Origin of the sequence: Blastococcus saxobsidens (assembly GCF_002938435.1) — a bacterium.
Lineage (GTDB): Bacteria > Actinomycetota > Actinomycetes > Mycobacteriales > Geodermatophilaceae > Blastococcus > Blastococcus saxobsidens.
Map to the genome: position 1 here is coordinate 185186 of NZ_POQT01000002.1, position 18518 is coordinate 203703.

Consider the following 18518-nt stretch of genomic DNA (forward strand, 5'->3'; position numbering starts at 1 on the left):
GGCTGGTGGCGGCCGTGGCGCTCCTGTTGCTGGCCTTCGCGGGAGCTCTCGCCCATCTGAGCGCCGACACCCCCGGCCGGGAGGTGACGCTGGACGGGCTCGCTGAACTCACCGCCGACGACGACGTCGCCCGCGCGACGTTCCTCGACGAGGACGCCCGCATCGTCGGGACGACGTCCGGCGGCGAGCGCTTCTGGGTGGCCTACCCCGCCAGCGACTCGGCCACCTCGATGCTGCTGCAGGAGCTGACCGGGTCGGGCGCCGAGGTGTCCGTCGACGGGCAGTCGAGCAAGGCCGTGGTCCGCATCGTCGCCACCGGGTTGCTGCCACTGATGATCCTGGCGGCGCTCTTCGGGCTGTTCTTCGTCGGCGGCCGGGACGGCGCCTCTGACATCCGCGGCTTCGGCACGATGGGCCGGCGCGGCGGCGGGCGGGCGACACCTCCCCAGGTGACCTTCGCCGACGTCGCCGGTGCCGACGAGGCGGTGACCGAGCTGCGCGAAGTCGTGGAGTACCTCAACCACCCGGAGCGCTACGCCGCACTCGGCGCCAGCCCGCCCAAGGGTGTACTGCTGTTCGGCCCGCCGGGCACCGGGAAGACGCTGATTGCCCGCGCGACGGCGGGCGAGGCGGGGGTGCCCTTCTTCTCGGTCGCCGGGGCCGAGTTCGTGGAATCGCTGGTCGGGGTGGGGGCCGCTCGCATCCGCGACCTGTTCGCCACGGTGCGGGCCGTGGCACCGGCCATCGTGTTCATCGACGAACTCGACGCCGCGGGGCGGCGACGCGGTGGGGCGGAGACCGGCGGTTCGGAGGAGCGGGAGCAGACGCTCAACCAGCTGCTGGTGGAGCTGGACGGCTTCGCCGCCTCGTCGGGCATCGTGGTCATGGGGGCCACCAACCGGCCCGACATCCTCGACCCCGCCCTGCTGCGGCCGGGCCGGTTCGACCGACACGTGACCGTGGACCACCCCGACCGGGCCAGCCGGGAGAAGATCCTCCAGGTGCACAGCCGGGGCAAGCCCCTGGGCCCCGACGTCGACCTGCCGACCCTCGCCCGCCGCACGCCCGGCTTCACCGGCGCCGACCTGGCCAACGTGGTCAACGAGGCGGCACTGCTGACCATCCGCGCGGGCCGGACGCTGATCGGCATGCCGGAGCTGGTAGAGGCCATCGAGCGGGTGCTCGGCGGCCCGCAGCGGCGAGGCCGCATCCTCGGCGAGGAGGTGCGCCGCCGGATAGCCGTGCACGAGGCCGGGCACGCCGTCGTGGCCACCGCGATGGGCGAGGAGGTGCACCGGGTGTCGGTGGTCGCCCGCGGCAGCGGGCTGGGCGCCGTTAGCCTCACCGGCGGTGACGAGGCCGTGCTGCTGACCGCGCCGGAGATCGCCGACCGCCTCACCGTGGCCATGTCGGGCCGTGCCGCCGAGGAGCTGGTCCTCGGCTCGGCTTCGACCGGCAGCGAGGGCGACCTCGAGCGGGCCACTGGCGTGGCCCGCGACATGGTGACCCGCTACGGCATGAGCCCCACCGTCGGGCGGGTGCGGCTCACCGGCACCGCCGCCGACGTATTCCTCGGCGGCGGTGCCGCCACCACGGAGATGTCCGAGGCGCTGCGCCGGCGGGTCGAGGAAGAGACCGCCCGGCTGGTCGACCTCGGGTTCGAACGGGCCGGCGACGTGCTGGCCACCCACCGCGCCGCGGTCGACGCACTGGTCGGGGCGCTGCTGGCCGACGAGTCCCTGGAGGGGCCCGCCCTGGAGCGTCATCTGCACGCGGTCGCGACTCCGCGCTGACGGCGACCGGTCGCGCTCAGGGCAGCAGCCCCACCCGGGAGTGGACGACGGGCCGGGGCCTGTCGGCGCGCCGCGCCGCTGCCCGGCAGCCGGCGGAAGCCAGGACGCGTCGCGCGGCGCGCCGAACGCCGGGCCCTGCGGCGGACACCGTGAAGACGGCGACGGCCAGTAGCACGATCGTGCCGCCCGCCGGCACGCCGAGGTAGTAGGCCGCGGTGGTCCCGGCGCTCGCGACGACAGCGCCGATGCCGACGGCTACGAGCAGCGTGCCGCGGAAACTCCGGGCCAACAGCATCGCGGCGGCTGCCGGGAGCACCATCAGCGCGCCGATCAGGAGCAGGCCCACGATGCGCATGGACGCCACCACGGTGGCCGCCGTGGTGGCGGCCAGCAGCATGTTCAGCACGGTGACTGGTAGACCGGCGGCGCAGGCGCACTCCTCGTCGATGGAGACCGCGAAGAGCGCACGACACAGCCCGACCGTGAATGCGAGGACGACGGCTGCCGTTCCGGCGAGGACGACGAGATCGGATCGGGTGGTCGTGATGATCGCGCCGAAGAGGTAGGCGTCCAGATTTGCCGGCCTGCCGGGCGGCATCGCCGAGATCAGCACCACGCCTCCGGCAATGCCGCCGGCGAAGAGTATGGCCATGAGGACGTCGACCTCATTGCGACGCAGCCCGCGGAGAGCCTCCACCGCGATGGCCCCCACCACGGCGGTGGCCATCGCGGTACCCAGTGGCGCCCAGCCGGTCACGAGACCGAGGGCAACGCCGAACAGCGCGACGTGGCCGACTCCGTCGCCGATGATCGACAGGCGGCGCTGCACCAGGTGCACGCCGACCGTCGGGGCCGTGGCGCCAACCAGCAGCGCCGCGATAAGGGCTGACTGCATGAACCCATGACTCAGCACGTCAACACGCCGGGTCGCCGTCTACGCCAGGGTGCCCGCCCGGCTTATCGAGAGTCATTCTCGATAAGCTAGCAGGAACGCCACCCCGACTGCCGACGCGGACTCTCCACCTCGCCGGCAGGGGCCGAGGGGCAGGCCAAGAACCGTTCTCATTACCATCGGGCCATGAGCCACGCGAGATGCGAACGGCACCGCCCCGCGAAGGTCGGCGGCGCTGGCCTCGTGTCCCGCGAGCCACGGCCATGACGTCCTCCGCGCTGGCGGCCTCGGTCTCGGAGATCGACGGGGCCGACGAGGAGTGGTCCTGGCAGGCGGCGCGGCCGGTGGAGGACGACGAGTGGACGGTGTGTGCCACGGTCGGGCGGGCCTTCGTCGCGGACTGGGAGCGGATGGCCGCCGGCTACCAGCGGGCTGAGCACGGACGCAGCGATGCCATGGCGTCAGCCGCGTTCGTCCTGGACTGGTACGGCTCACTGCCCGGGATCGTGGGCGGACGACTGTTCACCAGGGCACGAAGGGTGCCCCGGTTGGGGCCGGAGGCGCTGGCGTTCCGCCGTCATCCTGCCGAGGGCCGGCCCGACGGCGTCGCGCTGCTCGACGAGCGTTTCTGGTGTCTCCCCGACGATCCCGCCGCGACCGACGGCGCGGCGACGGTGGTGGACGACGAGCAGGCGCTGGCCCGGGTGCTGCGGGCGGAGGTCCGCGCGCACGCCGACTGGTTCCTCTCCTGCTACCGGCCCGGCGTCAAGCTGGCCCGGCGGAACCTGCTCGGCGCCTTCTTCGACGGTCTCGACGTCGGCGTGTGGAGCGGCGGTGAGCGGGGGCCGGCGGGCCGGGCCGCCGTCCTGACCGACGCCGCCCTCGTGCTGCCCGGCGGGACGCCAGAGTTCCCCTCCCGCTCCACGCTCTACGTTCTCACCGACAGCTGCGGCCGCACGCACCTGACCCGCTGCCGCATCTCCTGCTGCCACGACTACCGCCTCGATGACGCCGAGCAGGGCTGCTTCACCTGCCCGCGCACCGCGCCGCTCGCGCGGCCGCACCGCGCGGCCACGTGGGAGGAGGCCGAGTGACCCCGACTGCGAGATGCGAGGGTCCGGCGAGCTGGCCGGCGGATGCCGCAGCCGCCGAGTCCTGGGCCGCCCGCTGGGACGCGATCATGAAGTGCTACCAGCCGGCCCGGGAGCCCATGCTCGCCACGACCCTCGATGCCCTGGAGCACCTCGGGCTGACCGGCTCCGTGCTGGACCTCGGCTGCGGCGTCGGCAGCATCGCGGACCGCGTTCTCGACCGCTGGCCCCAGGCGCGCGTCACCGCCCTGGACTGGGACCCGGTGATGCTCGCCATCTGCCGCGCCCGGCTGGGTGATCGGGTGGCGGTCGTGGAGGCCGACCTCGCCGCACCCGGCTGGAGCGCCGCCGTGCCGGGGCCGGTCGACGCGGTGATCACCTGCGCCGTCCTGCACATGCTCGACGCCGACCGGCATGCGGAGCTGCTCGGCGACGTGGCCGGCCTGCTGCGGCCCGGCGGGGTGCACGTCGACGTCGACGAGATGCCACTGCTCCCCAGCAGCCCGCGACTTGCTGCGACCGGCTCCGAACTAAGCGCCGCGGGGGTGCGGGCCCGGTTCGCCGAGGGCCGGGAGGACGTGCCCGACTGGTACTCCGCAGTGACCGCCGATCCCGCGACCGCGCCGCTCCTGGACCTGCGGGCCCGACGCTTCGACGGGCGGCAGGACGGTCGGTCCGCGGGGGCCGGCGAGCGCATCGTCGCCCTGCGCGCGGCCGGGTTCTTCGAGGCGGGGGTGCTGGCCCGCGCCCTCGATCAGGCGGTGGTGGTCGCGCTCCGCTGTCCAGGACGGCAAGTCGGGACAACGCGAAGCCAGGTGGTCCGTCATGTCCGTGCGGAGATCCCCGCCGGCGTGGCACGCGCACGATGAACGGGCTCACCCCGGACGCCGGCCGATGCCGACGAGCGTGGTGGCGTCGACCGGCGGCCCACCGACGAGCTGGTCGAGGTAGTCGCGGCGGATCCGGGGCACGGCGTCATCAGCGAATCCGGTGAGCATGCCGCGGAAACCAGAACCAAGGACGAGCAACCACAGCGCTTCCTCGGTGGGCGGCACGGTGGAGGGCAGGGTTCGTACGTCGACGTCGACCAGTCCGCGATCGGCCAGCCACTTCCCGAAGGCGGTGGGCTCCCCCAGCTCCTGCAGGCGGCTCGGCGGCGGCCCGCTCGGGCCGGGCTCGCCGCGCTCGCGGGCCACCGCCCGGCTCAACGCCATGCCGGGGGCCACCATCGCCCCAGCGCGCCAGAAGGTGATCGCCACCGTGCCGCCGGGGTGGGCCCGGCGCACCAGGTGCTCGGTTCCAGCGTCCATGTCGGGGAAGGAGAAGGCGCCGAGCACGCATATGACGGCGTCATACCCCTCACCCGGCCAGGTGGCGGCGTCGGCGGCATGGCCGGTCAGTTGAGGCAGGCCGTCGGCGCGGCGGCGGGTGAGTTCCACCATCGCCGGGGACAGGTCCACGGCGTCGACCGCGCCGGAGCGCCCCACGGCGCGGGCCGCCGGCACCGCAGACGCCCCGTCCCCGCAGCAGCCGTCGAGCACCCGCTCTCCGGGCCGCGGGCCGAGCGCGGCGACCGCGGCCCGGCCGATCGGGTCCCACAGCAGGGGACTCAGCCCGGAGAAGTCGATCGCGGCCTGGTCGAACGCCCCGGCCCAGCGCGCCGGCGAGTCGGGCTCGGGCGCGCTCGACGGGGTCACGACCGGGTGCCGTCCGGTTCAATTCCGGGGTCATCACGCGGGACGCCGCGGTAGCGCACCAGCCGCGATGAGTTGACCGCCACCGCCACCGAGGAGGCGTTGTGCAGGACGGCGGCGAGCACCGGGGACAGCGCGCCCCCGGCACCAGCCAGCAGCCCGGCGCCGTTGACGGCGATCGACATGCCGTAGTTCTGCCGGACGACGTCGAGCGTGCGACTCCCGAGCTGCCGCAGGTCGAGCAGGTGCCGCAGGTCGTCGCCGACCAGAGCGACGTCGGCGGTCTCGACAGCCACGTCGGTTCCCGAGACACCCATGGCGATCCCGATGTCCGCGGCCGCCAGGGCGGGTGCGTCGTTGGTGCCGTCGCCCACCATGGCCACCGTGTAGCCCTCGGCCCGGAGTGCGGCGATCACGTCCTGCTTGTGCTCGGGCAGGGTCTCGGCCCGCCACTCGTCGATATCCAGCACCTTGGCGACCGCCGCCGCCGCGGTGGCGTGATCGCCGGTCAGCATGACCACCCGTCGGACGCCGTCGGCACGCAGCGCGTCGATCACGGCACGTGCCTCGGGTCTCACCTCGTCGCGCAGGCTGACCAGGCCGATCAGTTCGCCGTCGACCGCCAGCAGCAACGGCGTCTCGGTCGCCTCGCGCAGGCGACGCAACCAGCCGAGGGCCTCGTCAGCGACCGCCACTCCCTCCCTGGCCATGAGCGCCTCGCTGCCCAGCAGGAGCACGCGGCCGTCGGCCTGGGTGCGCATGCCCAGTCCGAGCAACACCTCGCACTTTTCGTGCGGCGGGATGTGGACGTGCCGCTCCTCGGTCGAGCGGATCACCGCCTGTCCCAGCGGGTGCCGGGAGTGCACCTCGGAGCTGGCCGCGTAACCGAGCACCTGCTCGGGCGTCCACCCGTCGGAGAACGAGACGATGTTCGTGACCACGTGCGTACCGACCGTCAGGGTGCCGGTCTTGTCGAAGACGACGGCGTCCACCCGCCCGGCCGCTTCGAGGTGCGCACCGCCCTTGATGAGCACTCCCCGGGAGGCGCCGTTGCCGATGGCGGCACTCACCGCGGTGGGCGTGGAGAGTCCCACTGCGCACGGGCAGGCGATCAGCAGCATCGTCATCGCCCGCCGAACGTCGCCGGTGACCAACCAGGTCAGCGCGGCCAGGGTGAAGGAGGCAGGCACGAACCGCCGGGAGAAGTTCTCCCCCACCGTTTGGATCGGCGCCTGGTCGTCCTGGGCCCGCTCGACCCGGGCGATGATCCGCCCGATCGCGGTGTTCTCGCCGATGGCCGCCGCGCGCACGACCATGCGGCCCCGGAGGTTGACCGACCCGGCGTGCACACGGTCACCCGGGCCCACCGTCACCGGCAGGGACTCCCCGGTGAGCGCGGCCTGGTCGACGACGCCGGTCCCCTCGATCACCTCGCCGTCCACCGGCACGGTGACCTGGTCGTGCAGCACCACCAGGTCGCCCACGCCGAGCCGGGCGATGTCGACCTGCACCTCGGTGCCGTCGGGCAGCTGCACCCAGACGGTCGTCTCGGTGCCGGCCAGCAGCGCGGAGATCGCCCGCCGGGTGCGCCGCAGGGTGAGCGTCTGCAGCCACTCGCCGATGTTTAGCAACCACAGCACGGTCAGCGCGACCACGTTCTCCCGCAGGAGCAGGCTGGCCACCGTGGCTGCGGTGACGAGTGCGTCGGTGCCGGCGGTGCGCCGGCCGGCCAGCGTGCCCAGCGCGCCCTTCACGAAGGGGAAGCCGGTGAAGACGGTCACCCCCGACACCACCAGGCGGCTGCGCGGCGACAGTGTCGCCGGGCGGCCGAGCCCGTAGCGCCGCAGGCCGAGCAGCACCAGGGCGGCACCTCCGACGGCGATGCGCAGAAGCTCGCGGTTGGCGACGTCGGCCGAGCGGGGCGCGCGGGTCACCGGCGCGTCAGCCGGCGCGTGGGCGACCTCCGCGACGACGTGCAGCAGCTCCGCCCGGTCGGCCTCGTCATCTACCCAGACGACGACAGAACCAGTGATGGGGAAGGCCTGCACGGCGATCACCCCGGGGACGGCGTCGAGCCGGTCCTCCACCAGCACCGCCCGGGCCGGGGAGCCGGCGAGCCAGGGCGCGGCCAGCCGCAGGCGTCCGCCCGCGTCGGCGACGACCGACGGCTGCATCAGTGCGGGTGGTCGTGGCCGCCGGCGCCCCGACTCGCGGGAGGCGGGGCCTGCTCCCCCAGATCGGCGTAGGCCGCCGCGCGGACGTCGCCGGCCGCGAGCCGGGCGCGCTCGATGACCGCCTCGGCCCGCCGGGAGCCCACGATCCCCCACCGCGTCACCCGGACGGCGACCTTCCGGGGCAGGCTGCCCGGCTCGCGCCCCTCAGCGAGGCGGACGACGAGGACGCCGGCAACCCCCGTGGCGACGGTCCCCGCCGCCTTGCGCAGCATTCGGGCGGCGGCCGGCCGCCGCTCCTTCTCGCCGTGCTCCGACATGTCGGACTCCTCCACTGAGATTCGACTGACTGCCACTACGCTACTGGGAACCATCCTCACCTTTCGACCGGCCACTGCGCGACCTCCAGACGTCCACAGCCGTGGACATTCGCTGCGTACCGCCGGTGCTGTGAGAGCCTGGCCGCGCTCCAGAGGAGCAGCCGACATCACCGGGAGACCACGTGCACTCTGCGCCGGAGCCGGTGCTGCGCGACGACGTCGACGCGACCGCTGGTATCGACCTGCCAGACCGGCGGATCACGTCCGGGGACCTCCTGTTCGTCCTCATCCTGATCCCGATCGGGCTCTACTTCCTGCGTCCCGACTGGTTCCAGGGTGCGGCGCTACAGGCGTGGTCGACTGTGTTCGTGGCGGTGTGCCTGCAGGCCCTGCCGTTCCTGGTGATCGGGGTGCTGCTGTCGGCGGCGATCACGGCCTTCGTGCCGGCGTCGTTCTTCGAACGCGCCCTCCCGGCCCGTCCTGGTCTGGCGGTGCCCGTGGCCGGTGCCGCCGGCGCGGTCCTGCCCGGGTGCGAGTGCGCCTCGGTGCCCGTCGCGGGCAGCCTGATTCGAAGAGGTGTGGCTCCCGCCGCCGCACTGGCCTTTCTGCTCAGCGCGCCGGCGATCAACCCCATCGTGGTGGTCGCCACGGTGGTCGCGTTCCCGGACGAGCCGATGATGGCCGTCGGTCGGTTCATCGCATCGCTGCTCGTGGCCCTCGTCATGGGTTGGCTCTGGGCTGCCTTCGGTCAACCGTCGTGGCTTCGCCTTCCCCAGCGGGTGGCGGGCTCTTCCGGCGCCGGCCGCGGCACGATCTTCGTGACGACGGCACAGCACGATTTCGCGCATGCCGGCGGATTCCTCGTCGTCGGAGGATTGACCGCGGCCACCCTCAACGTCGTCGTGCCACGCGCCTGGCTGGACACCGTTGCCGAGTCAGCCGTCCTCTCCGTCCTGGTGATGGCCCTGCTCGCGGTCATCCTGGCCATCTGCTCGGAAGCGGACGCGTTCGTGGCGGCCAGTCTTACGTCGTTCAGCCTGACCTCGCGGCTGGTCTTTCTGGTCGTCGGACCGGTCGTCGACGTCAAGCTGATCGCCCTGCAGTCGGGCACCTTCGGGCCCCGTTTCGCGGTGCGGTTCGCCCCGGCAACCCTGGTCGTCGCCGTCTGCTGCGCTCTGGCCGTCGGCTGGGTGCTGCTGTGAGGGGCACGTCATGGAGCGCCTGACCCAGAACCTGCTGCTGGTGCTGCTGGGCGGCATCACCCTCCGAGTGGCGCTCACCGACGCGCACCTGGCCTACGTCCAGGCCGGTTTCCGTCCGTTCCTGATCTTCGCCGGTGCGGTTCTGCTCGTCCTGGGATCGATCGGCACTGTTCGCGACTGGCCGCTCCGGCAGTCCGACCACGAGGCCGAGCCCGACGACCCTGCTCCGGGCGCGAGCGGACACGTCGATCACGGCCACGGTCCGCCCCGGATCGGCCTGTTCCTCGTTCTTCCTGTCGCCGTCCTGCTGCTCATCGCGCCTCCCGCGCTGGGCGCCTACACCGCCGACCGGCAGGCACAGGCCATCGCGATTCCCGAGTCGCTGCAGAACTCCGCACTGCGGCTCGGGCCGGACGACGACGGTGCCGACTACCGATCGATGCCCCTGCTCGAGTACGCGATGTACGCCTTGGCCGACGACACCTTCACGCTGGAGGACCGGTCCGTGCGCCTGCAGGGCTTCGTCCTCCCCCGTCCGGACGGCGGCTGGTCGGTCGCCCGCATCCGGATCAGCTGCTGCGCAGCGGACGCCGTACCCGTCACCGTCGTCGTCGACGGCGACCGCGGACCGCTCCAAGCCGACCAGTGGGTGGAGATCATCGGCACATGGGCTCCCCCGGTCGCCCATCCGGACGGCGACTATCCCGAGCCGGTGATTGTTCCCCGTTCCGTCACGCCGATCCCGCCGCCGGCCAGCCCCTACGAGGGCTGAACGCGGACCGGGGCGCGATGTTCAGCTGATTCTTGGGAACCCTCGTACCAACATCGCCGGTCGAGTGGGCCGCCATCAGCTGACGGGAGCCGTCCATTTGCTTCGCAGCGCCAGATGTGACCTACAACGGCGGGGCCGGGGGCAGGGCACGCGGATGACCGAGAAGCGGCGAGACCACTTCCGCTGGGGTCCACTCCGCTCGCCTGTTGCAAAACCAGCCCGTGACCGGATTTGGGCAGCACACCCCCGGGAACACGACGAGAGGTGGCAGCCGGTCCCGACGAGGCGGAGACGAGCGACACGGCCAGACGCTTCGGGCCCGCCGACGAGGTCAGAAAGTGCACCGCGAGGAATCGATGCTGGAAGCTCGGGTAGCGCGAAGTCGAGCTCGCATTGGGCGGACTACTGAGTCTGCGCCCGCTCAGGGCCGCGCACCGTGAAGGCCGTCTCCTCTCCGGTGGACTGGCCCGCGCCCGCACCGGCCAGATGAGCCAGGCACTGCGTCAGCCCCGTGACGAGCTCGACAACCTCGGCCGGCGCCAACTGCACGGATCCGACGCACAAGTCGTCCTTCCAGACGCTGAGGGTCAACAGACTCTCGTCAGCATGGGCGGACGCTCGGACCGCTCGGCCTTCACCCCGAAGATCGGCGGCCCAACGCCCGTACACCGGGAGCGGGACAACGTTCATCGGGCGATGATGACACCGGCACCCCGCCGTCGATGACGCGCCGCTTGCGCCGGCTTGAGAGCCGGTCAAGGTTTCCTTGGCACATGTTGCCGCGCCAGACGCGAACAACGTGCTAAGGCTTGGAGCGGTGTACTCCATCGCGCTAGCTTCTTCGCCTATCGCCACGGCGAGTCACCTCAGCAGCCCTGCGTCACTCGGTCCGTTCCGGCTGCGACCGTCAGGAAGTCGGCGTCCCGACCGGCTTCGCGGCAGCGGGCGATGGCAGGTCGGCCGCCTTCGTCAGCCGCCGGACCTCAGCGATGTCCAGCTCCAGTAGCGCGGCCGCCCTCTCGGCCGGCACGTCCTCGGCGAGCAACGTGCGCAGCGTCTCGCCGAGCGCCGCCGTTGCCACCGCCAAGGTCTGCTCGGCCTCACTTCGCGCCTCCAGGGCCACCAGTGCCTCGGCCGTCGCCTGCTCGACCCGACGGTCGTGTTCATCGCGGGCGGCGTCCAGCGCCCGTCGTCGCTCCCGCGCCTTCGTCAGCGCCGCCGCCTGCCGACTCACTGTTCTGGCCACCGCTTCCTCCGCTCGCTCAGCTGACCGACCGCCGGATCGTCACACGGCCTCATGACACGGCTCTCGACCCGAGCGTCACCCCCGGGCAGCCCGGCATCGCAGCAGGCGTCACCCCACCCCTCTGACCTGACACACCTCCTGCATGCCGGCTGCAACTACCGCTATTGCCAAAGCCGTTCAGTGACACGACCGAGACTCGTCAAATAGCCAACGATAATCGACTTAATGCCCGTCAAAGGTCGAGTCTCTACTAAAGGACGTGAGGCCTCACGCCAAACGGCACGAATGCTACCTTTGGAGGTAGTTCGGACCCCGCCTCGCGGGGCCCATTGGCGTTTCTAGGGGTGACGTGTTGGCCATTGTTGGATGGGGTTGAAAATGCACGGGGGAATGAAGGTGTACGTCGGCGACCCGGCCGCCGCCCGCGCCTATGTGGAGGCCGACCGCGGTCGGGCCGATGACTACTACCTGGCCGAGGGCTCCGGGTTCGCCCGCCGCTTCACCGCCACCGACGGCCGCGTGGCCGAGCGGGCCCCGCTGACCGGCGACGGCTACGAGACCTGGGTCGCCGGCCACGACCCGGCGACCGGGGAACCACGCGGGCAACTGCGCACCGACGATCACGCCGTGCGGTTCGTCGAGGTGGTGGTCAACGGCCCGAAGACCTGGTCGCTGGCCGCCGCGTTGCATCCGGACATCGCCGCCGCGTATGAGGCGGCGCAGGACCGGGCGACCGGGCAGATCATCGGCTGGCTCTCGCAGCACGCCACCACCAGGGTCGGCCCGCGCGGCGGGCAGGTGCAGGTGCCGCTGGAGGTGCTGGAGGCGGCCACCGTGCGGCACTACACCTCCCGCGCCGGCGACCCGCACTGGCATCTGCACCTGCAGATCCTGTCCCGCGTGTTCGCCGCCGGCAAATGGCGAGGCCTGCACACCGTCGGGGTCCGCGACTCGCTCGCGGCGATCAACGGCATCGGGCACGCGGCGATGGCGTGTGACCCGGAATTGAACGCCGCGTTCGCCGCGCACGGCTACACGAAGGACGCTACCGGAGAAATACAGGAGCTCGCCGACTATGCCGGCCCATTCAGCGCGCGAAACGCGCAGATCGCCCGGAACGTGGACCGCTACGAACGGGAATGGGCGGCCGCGCACCCCGGTGAACGGCCCGGCCCGGCGCTGCGGCGGGCGTGGGACGCCCGCGCCTGGGCCGACGGCCGCCCGGACAAGGTCACCCCACAGCCCGGGGCGAACTTGGAGGAGCGGTGGCGGGGGCAGCTGTCGGGGCTCGGCTACCGCGACCCGGCCGGTCCCGTTGACCTGACCCCCACCCCGGTCGGCGCCCTCGACCGCGGGGCGCTGGTGCAGCGCGCGCTGGTCCGGCTCGCGGCGGGCCGGTCGGCGTGGAATGCCGCCGACGTCCGGGGCGAGGTCGAGCGGCTGGTCGCCGCCGCGGGCGTCGTGGCCGGGGCGGCGGTGCGCATCGAGCTGGCCGAGGACGTCACCGCCCGCGCGATGGACCGCTGCCTGCCGCTGCTGGATCGCGACGGCGTACCGGAGCACATCCGGGCCTGGACGTCGCAGCGGGTGCTGGAGGTCGAGGCCGGCCTGGCCGCCCGGCTCGCCGCCCGCGCCACGACCGGCGGATCGGACCTCGACCTGGCACCCCCGGTCGACCTGCCGGTGGGCGGCGCGAGGCTGGATGCCGGCCAGTCGGCGGCGGTCGCCGCGCTGGCCGGCGACCGGCCGCTGGTCGTGGTGGAGGGTGCGGCCGGCGCCGGCAAGACCACCACCCTGGCCGCCACCCGGACCCTGCTCGAAGACCGGGGCCGCCGGCTGGTGGTCGTGACGCCGACGCTGAAGGCCGCCAAGGCCGCCGCCGCGGAGGTGGGCGCGGCGGCGGCCGGGTCGGCGGCGTGGCTGGCCCACCAGCACGGCTGGCGCTGGAACGACGACGGCGCCTGGACCCGGCTCGCCCCCGGGCAGACCGACCGGGCCACAGGCCGGATCTACACCGGCCCGACGGAGGGGGCGCGACTACGGCCGGGGGATCTGCTGGTCGTCGACGAGGCCGGCATGCTCGACCAGGACACCGCCCGCGCCCTGCTCACCGTCGCCGACGAATGCCGAGTGCGGCTGGCGCTGCTCGGCGACCGGCACCAGCTGGCCGCGGTCGGCCGCGGCGGCGTCCTCGACCTCGCCGCCGACGCAGTCGACCCGGCGGCGCACCTGACCCTGGACGGGGTGCACCGCTTCACCCGCAGCTACGCCACCGGCGCGACGGTGCCCGACACCGAGTACGCGGACCTGACCCTGGCGATGCGGACCGGCGCCGACCCTGCCGTGGTCTTCGACGCGCTGCTGGCGCGCGGGCAGATCCGGCTGCACCCCGACGCGACCACGCTGCAGGAAGCGATCGCAGCGGCCGCCGCCGAGCACCACCGCCGCGGCGAACACCTGGCGGTGGTGGTGGACACCCGCGAGCAGGCCGCCGACCTCAACGCCGCCATCCGGGAACGACTGGTCGACGACCGTCGCGTCGACGACCGAACGGTGGTCGTCACCGGCGCCGGGCAGCGGATCGGTGCCGGGGACCGGATCGCCACCCGCCGCAACGACCGCGACCTGGGCGTGGCCAACCGCGACACCTGGACCGTCACCGCCGTCGGTCGCGACGGCGGGCTGCTCGTCACCCCCGCTGTCACCCCCGCGGGACCTGCCACCGGTGACGTTCCCGACGCTGTCACCCCCGACCTACGAGATTCGCGGGTGCTGCCCGCCGCCTACGTCACCGCGCACGTCGAGCTCGCCTACGCCACCACCGTCCACGGGGTACAGGGCGAGACCGTCACCGCCGCGCACGTGGTGGTCGGCGAGCACACCGGCGCGGCGTCGGCCTACGTCGGCATGACCCGCGGCCGGGAAGCCAACACCGCCCACCTCGTCGCCGCCGACGCCGACGAGGCGCGGGAGCGATGGCTGACCGTGTTCGCCCGCGACCGGGCCGACCTGGGCCCCGCCCATGCCGCCCAGCTCGCCGCCGCCGAGGCCGCCCGCTACGCCCCATCCCGCCCGCTGGAGGCGGTGCTGGCCGAGCTGCGCGCGGCGTGGACCACAGAACAGCGCTGCCTCAACCGACTCGCCTACTGGGAGCCGGAGCGCAACACGCTGCGCCAGGTCATCGCGCTCGAAGCGCCGCACGCCGGCGAACTCACCAACCTCGAGGCCGTCCTTGAGCAGACGGCGATCACCGCCGAACAGGCCGAGAAGCAGGCCGTAGCCAGCGGCGCGGCCGTCGCCGCCCACGCCGACCGGGTCCGCGACGCCCTCCTCGCGCGCTGGGACGGCGAACGCCCCGCCACACGCGCGGCGGCAAGGACCGTGCTCGACGGCCCAGGCTGGCTCGGACTCCGGCGAGGCGGGGTGGCCCGCGCCGGCGAGCAGCTCACCGACTGGGCCGACCGCTGGCGGCCACACGTGCCCTCCCTGCCCACCGACCTGACCGACCTCGCACAGGTGGCCGGCTGGTTCGACGACCGCCCCGCCCTGTGGAGAGCGCTCGACGCCTCCGCCCACCGGGCCGCCGCACAGGCTCGCCCCGAACAGCCCGCCCTGCGCGCGGCCACCGAGGCCGCCAGGAACGCGCACGACCAGGCCCGGCACGCCCTGGCCGAGGCCAGCCGGCAGCGCGAGGAACGGCTCGACCCGTTCGGGCCCGCCGCCTGGACCCCCGACCCGGCCGGCCGGCTCACCGACCTCCAGCGCGACATCGCCACCACCCGCCAGGAGCTCACCCACGCCCGGACGCGCATCGCGACCCTCACCGCCGAACCGGCCCTCCTACGCGAGCCGCCCGACCGGCTCGATCGCGAACGCGAGGCCTGGCACAGACGGCGCTCGGCGGGCCCCGAGCAGCGCGGATCGGCGCGGCTGCGGCCGACCACCTCCGTCCCCGGCATCCCCCGACCCGAGGAGGAGCGCCTCGGCCCGCCCCTTCCCCGGCGGAACACCGCCCCAGGCATCGGCCGATGAGTGGGCGGCCTCCGCCGACGCCCGCCGCGGGCTCGGCAGGAGAGGTACAGGAGGAGAACTGGAGCCGTCGGAAGAAGCTCGTTGTGAGCTGTCACCAAACGGCTCGAAATGGCGCCTTCTACAGGCATCAAGCCCACACCAGCCGATCGGATCCGGAGTCCGCCGCCATGCCCGACCGCCCCGCCGGCCATGAGCCCGAATTGCTCACCATCGTCGACGCCGCCGAGCTCCTCCGCGCCCCCGTCGCTACCCTGCGCTACTGGCGCCACCTCGGCACCGGCCCCCGCAGCTTCCGCCTCGGCCGCCGCGTCCTCTACCGCGCCGACGACCTCCGCAACTGGGTCGACGCCCAGCACGGCCAGGTCGCCAACGACCCGGGGAGCCTGCGGTGAACCTGCGCCACCACCGGCGCACTCACCGGGACGCAGGAGGCGCTGTTCGCCGGGGCGAATGCACCCCCCTGCAATCCGCGGGGCCCGGCTGGAGAACCTCGGAAGGTCACCGGACCACCCCCTCAACAGGCGACCACTGACCGTGCCCCGGACGACTCACGGAGGAGCAATGCCACAGGCACCCGCCCGCGCGCACGTGGCCCTCGGCGACTCCGGTCAGCTGCTCACCATCGATCAGGCCGCCGAGTACCTGGGCACCGGGCGACGCTTCGTCCGCCGCCTCATCAGCGAACGGCGGATCCCCTACGTAAAGCTCGGCAAGCACGTGCGCATCGAGCGCTCGGCTCTGGATGGCTTCATCAACGACGGGCGCGTGCCACGGCAATAGGAAGGCTGGTCGCTGTGCGACCCCGCGCTGTCCACAGGCAACATTGGCAGCCTTCCCAGGTCATGCCATGGTGATCAGATGCCAAAGAGAGCCGCATTCGGGACCGTCGACCGTCTGCCCAGCGGCCGGTACCGAGCCCGCTACGTCGGCCCGGATGGACGCCGCCGGTCGAAAGTCTTCGGGACAGCGAAGGCTGACGCCTGGGCATGGCTAGCAACGGCACAGACTGACCTCGTCCGGAAGGCCTGGCGGGCTCCCGAAGCCGGCCAGCGCACCGTCGGTGCCTTCGCGGCGGACTACATGTCCCGCAACGACCTACGGGAGAGCACCAAAAGCCTTTATACCGGCCTGTGGCGGCTCCACCTGGCGCCCCAATGGGAGGACGTGCCGGTCAGCGACGTCACCCCCGCCAAGGTCCGCACCTGGCACACCGGGGCGGCAAAGCGCACCGGCCCGACGGCGCTGGCCCAGGCCTATCGACTCCTCCGCAGCATCCTGGGCGTCGCCGTGGCCGACGAGGTCATTGCGGCCAACCCGTGCCGGCTCCGTGGCGCCAGCACGCCGAGGGCCTCTCGACCCTCTCGAGCGCTGACCGTGGCTGAGGCGCAAGCCTTGGCCGACCACTTCGGCCGAGACCGGCGCACGGAGCGCTATCGGGCGCTGGTGCTTGTACTTGCCTTCGGTGGGCTCCGATTCGGCGAGGCCACCGCCCTCCGCAGGTCAGACGTCGTCAACGGCGGCAAGCTGCACGTGCATCGCTCGGTTCGCTACGTGGGTGGACGCTGGCTGGTCGGTGCCCCGAAGACCGAGGCCGGGCGCCGCACGGTGTCCCTGCCGGCCAGCGTGGCCAGTGCCCTCGCGACCCATCTGGAGCGCTTCGTGTCCGACTCCCCGGATGCACTGGTCTTCGGCACCGGCGCGGGAACCTTCTTGCACTCGGCCAACTTCGGCCAGACCTTCCGCCGAGCCGTCGAGGCGGTCGGCCTGCCACCGGTCCGACCGCACGAGCTACGGCACACCGGAGCCACCCTGGCCGCGGCGACCGGCGCCACGACCAAGGAGCTCATGCGGCGTCTGGGGCACTCCTCCTCGGCCGCAGCGTTGATGTACCAGCACGCGGCCGATGAACGCGACAGCGAGATCGCCCGGGCACTCGACGCGATGATCGGTGCCGCTTCGGTGGTCCCCTCGTCCGAGTGAGCGCGACGCACCGCCGCAGCGGCAGGGATGACGTCGACAACATCCTGAGTTAGAGTCGATGCAACACGGCCAGCCCCTCTGATCCCTCGTGATCACGGGCTGGTTTTCTTTTGCTCGGGACGCCAGGAGAGGACGTTCTTGCCCGCGCCGTACACCAAGCCCCACCTGGACCTACCGGCCCAGGTGAGGCTGCTGGTCTCGCGCGGACTCCTCATTCCCGACCCACAGCACGCGGAACGCGTCCTGCAAGCCGTCGGCTACTACCGGCTCAGCGGTTACTGGTATCCCTACCGCCAGCGCAGTCCGACCGGCGTCGGACGAGCCGACCAATTCGTTTCGGGCACCAGCCTCGACCAGATCATCGGCCTGTACGACTTCGACCGGCGCCTGAAGCTGCACCTGCTCGATGCCTTGGAGCGCATCGAGATCGCGGCCCGCGTACAGGTCGGCCACGTCCTCGGCCGTCGCGGCGCCTACGCCCACCTGGATCCGGTGAACCTGGACGCTCGCTTCGACCAACTGCTCGCCTTGGGGAAGTCCAGCCGTTACCAGGAGTGGCTCCGCCGCATGCATGACGCGCAACAGCGCTCCCGTGAAGACTTCGTCGAGCACTTCCGCTCCAAGTACGACGGCCGGCTGCCGGCCTGGGTGGTGACCGAGATCCTGGACTTCGGCGGAGTCTCCACGCTTTACAGCGGCCTTAAGAGCCGCGACCGCGATGAGATCGCCGCCGACTTCGGCGCGCTCGACGGAAGGGGGCGAGGTAATGGCGCAGTCCTTACCAACTGGCTGCGAGTGATCAACTACCTGCGCAACACTTGCGCCCACCACTCGCGGCTGTGGAACCGGAACATGGACGTCCAGCTCGCCACGTCTCACCTGCGCTCGATCGGCCCCCTGGCGCACCTGCGCACCGGGCCGACGGCTCAGGTCTCCCGGGCCTTCGGTCCCCTGTGTCTCATGCTCTTCCTGCTCGCGGAGGTCGTTGACGACGACGCGTGGGAGCGGTGGCGCGACGATCTCGTGGCCCTGCTGACGACAGCTCTGCCGCCCACCGGACGGACCCTGGCCGAGATGGGCTTCCCCCACGGGTGGCGGACCTCGTCCCTGTGGCACTGATCGCGGCCGTCGACCTCCCGCGCCCGACCGACGCCCGAGGTGGCGACCAGAGCCGGTAGGTCACATGGAGGTCATGGAACACGGCCTAGGCGGTCGAACAAGCCGCTGAACAGCACTGTGGCACGCAAAGGGATCAGCTTCCCAAGCTGACAGTGCGAGTTCGATTCTCGTCACCCGCTCCACCGGCCGCCGCGCACCGGCGCCAC

At 72.6% G+C, this 18518-nt stretch carries 16 protein-coding genes and 1 pseudogene; 11 read left to right on the top strand and 6 right to left on the bottom strand.

Going from position 1 to position 18518, the window contains the following annotated elements; all coding sequences use genetic code 11:
• The first annotated feature begins 14 nt into the window (after positions 1-14).
• On the top strand, positions 15-1793 hold the full coding sequence (ftsH, locus tag C5507_RS02200) for an ATP-dependent zinc metalloprotease FtsH (RefSeq protein WP_158657459.1): 1779 nt from the start codon (positions 15-17) through the stop codon (positions 1791-1793).
• Between the two features lie 16 nt (positions 1794-1809).
• Here the strand turns inward: ftsH and C5507_RS02205 are convergent, their stop codons facing one another.
• Entirely contained in the window at positions 1810-2688 is an 879-nt protein-coding gene (locus tag C5507_RS02205) for a metal ABC transporter permease (protein ID WP_104526893.1), read from the bottom strand.
• Between the two features lie 260 nt (positions 2689-2948).
• Between C5507_RS02205 and C5507_RS02215 the strand changes: the two genes are divergently transcribed.
• Positions 2949-3779, top strand: a complete 831-nt coding sequence (locus C5507_RS02215) for an iron-sulfur protein (RefSeq protein WP_158657460.1) — start codon at positions 2949-2951, stop codon at positions 3777-3779.
• On the top strand, positions 3776-4645 hold the full coding sequence (locus tag C5507_RS02220) for a class I SAM-dependent methyltransferase (RefSeq protein ID WP_104526896.1): 870 nt from the start codon (positions 3776-3778) through the stop codon (positions 4643-4645). The genes C5507_RS02215 and C5507_RS02220 overlap by 4 nt, the downstream gene beginning before the upstream one ends.
• A 6-nt stretch (positions 4646-4651) precedes the next feature.
• Here C5507_RS02220 and C5507_RS02225 read toward each other — a convergent pair whose 3' ends face one another.
• From C5507_RS02225 to C5507_RS02235, 3 genes are read right to left on the bottom strand one after another with little or no spacing between them, the layout of a single operon-like run.
• Entirely contained in the window at positions 4652-5473 is an 822-nt protein-coding gene (locus C5507_RS02225; protein WP_104526897.1) for a class I SAM-dependent methyltransferase, read from the bottom strand.
• Positions 5470-7644, bottom strand: coding sequence for a heavy metal translocating P-type ATPase (locus tag C5507_RS02230; protein ID WP_104526898.1), 2175 nt, complete (start codon positions 7642-7644; stop codon positions 5470-5472). The genes C5507_RS02225 and C5507_RS02230 overlap by 4 nt, the downstream gene beginning before the upstream one ends.
• Positions 7644-7961: a DUF1490 family protein gene (locus tag C5507_RS02235; RefSeq protein WP_207225862.1), complete on the bottom strand. Its 318-nt coding sequence runs from the start codon at positions 7959-7961 to the stop codon at positions 7644-7646. Before C5507_RS02235 ends, C5507_RS02230 begins: the two co-directional genes overlap by 1 nt.
• 182 nt (positions 7962-8143) lie before the next feature.
• On the opposite strand from C5507_RS02235, the gene C5507_RS02240 reads away from it, so the two are divergent.
• Both C5507_RS02240 and C5507_RS02245 read left to right on the top strand, forming a co-directional pair.
• Positions 8144-9163: a permease gene (locus C5507_RS02240; protein WP_207225863.1), complete on the top strand. Its 1020-nt coding sequence runs from the start codon at positions 8144-8146 to the stop codon at positions 9161-9163.
• A gap of 10 nt (positions 9164-9173) precedes the next feature.
• Positions 9174-9935 carry a TIGR03943 family putative permease subunit gene (locus tag C5507_RS02245; protein ID WP_104526899.1) on the top strand — a complete coding sequence of 254 codons (762 nt, stop codon included), beginning with the start codon at positions 9174-9176 and terminating at the stop codon, positions 9933-9935.
• A gap of 402 nt (positions 9936-10337) precedes the next feature.
• Here C5507_RS02245 and C5507_RS02250 read toward each other — a convergent pair whose 3' ends face one another.
• On the bottom strand, positions 10338-10526 hold the full coding sequence (locus tag C5507_RS02250) for a hypothetical protein (RefSeq protein WP_104526900.1): 189 nt from the start codon (positions 10524-10526) through the stop codon (positions 10338-10340).
• A gap of 316 nt (positions 10527-10842) precedes the next feature.
• Positions 10843-11181, bottom strand: a complete 339-nt coding sequence (locus tag C5507_RS02255; RefSeq protein WP_130504281.1) for a hypothetical protein — start codon at positions 11179-11181, stop codon at positions 10843-10845.
• Positions 11182-11571: 390 nt separating this feature from the next.
• On the opposite strand from C5507_RS02255, the gene mobF reads away from it, so the two are divergent.
• The 6 genes and pseudogenes from mobF (at position 11572) to C5507_RS02280 (ending at position 18312) form a co-directional block, all read left to right on the top strand.
• Positions 11572-15213, top strand: a complete 3642-nt coding sequence (gene mobF / locus C5507_RS02260) for a MobF family relaxase (RefSeq protein WP_104526902.1) — start codon at positions 11572-11574, stop codon at positions 15211-15213.
• Between the two features lie 167 nt (positions 15214-15380).
• The gene (locus tag C5507_RS02265; RefSeq protein ID WP_104526903.1) at positions 15381-15605 is read left to right on the top strand and encodes a helix-turn-helix transcriptional regulator; all 225 of its coding nucleotides are present in this window, start codon (positions 15381-15383) and stop codon (positions 15603-15605) included.
• 169 nt (positions 15606-15774) lie between these two features.
• Positions 15775-15993 (top strand): helix-turn-helix domain-containing protein, encoded by a 219-nt coding sequence (locus tag C5507_RS02270; protein ID WP_104526904.1) that lies wholly within the window; start codon positions 15775-15777, stop codon positions 15991-15993.
• A 78-nt stretch (positions 15994-16071) separates the two neighbouring features.
• Positions 16072-16218: pseudogene (locus C5507_RS23600) on the top strand (site-specific integrase); the annotation flags it as partial.
• A gap of 75 nt (positions 16219-16293) precedes the next feature.
• Positions 16294-17193 carry a site-specific integrase gene (locus C5507_RS02275; RefSeq protein ID WP_158657461.1) on the top strand — a complete coding sequence of 300 codons (900 nt, stop codon included), beginning with the start codon at positions 16294-16296 and terminating at the stop codon, positions 17191-17193.
• A gap of 138 nt (positions 17194-17331) precedes the next feature.
• On the top strand, positions 17332-18312 hold the full coding sequence (locus C5507_RS02280) for an Abi family protein (protein WP_158657462.1): 981 nt from the start codon (positions 17332-17334) through the stop codon (positions 18310-18312).
• Positions 18313-18518 lie beyond the last annotated feature (206 nt).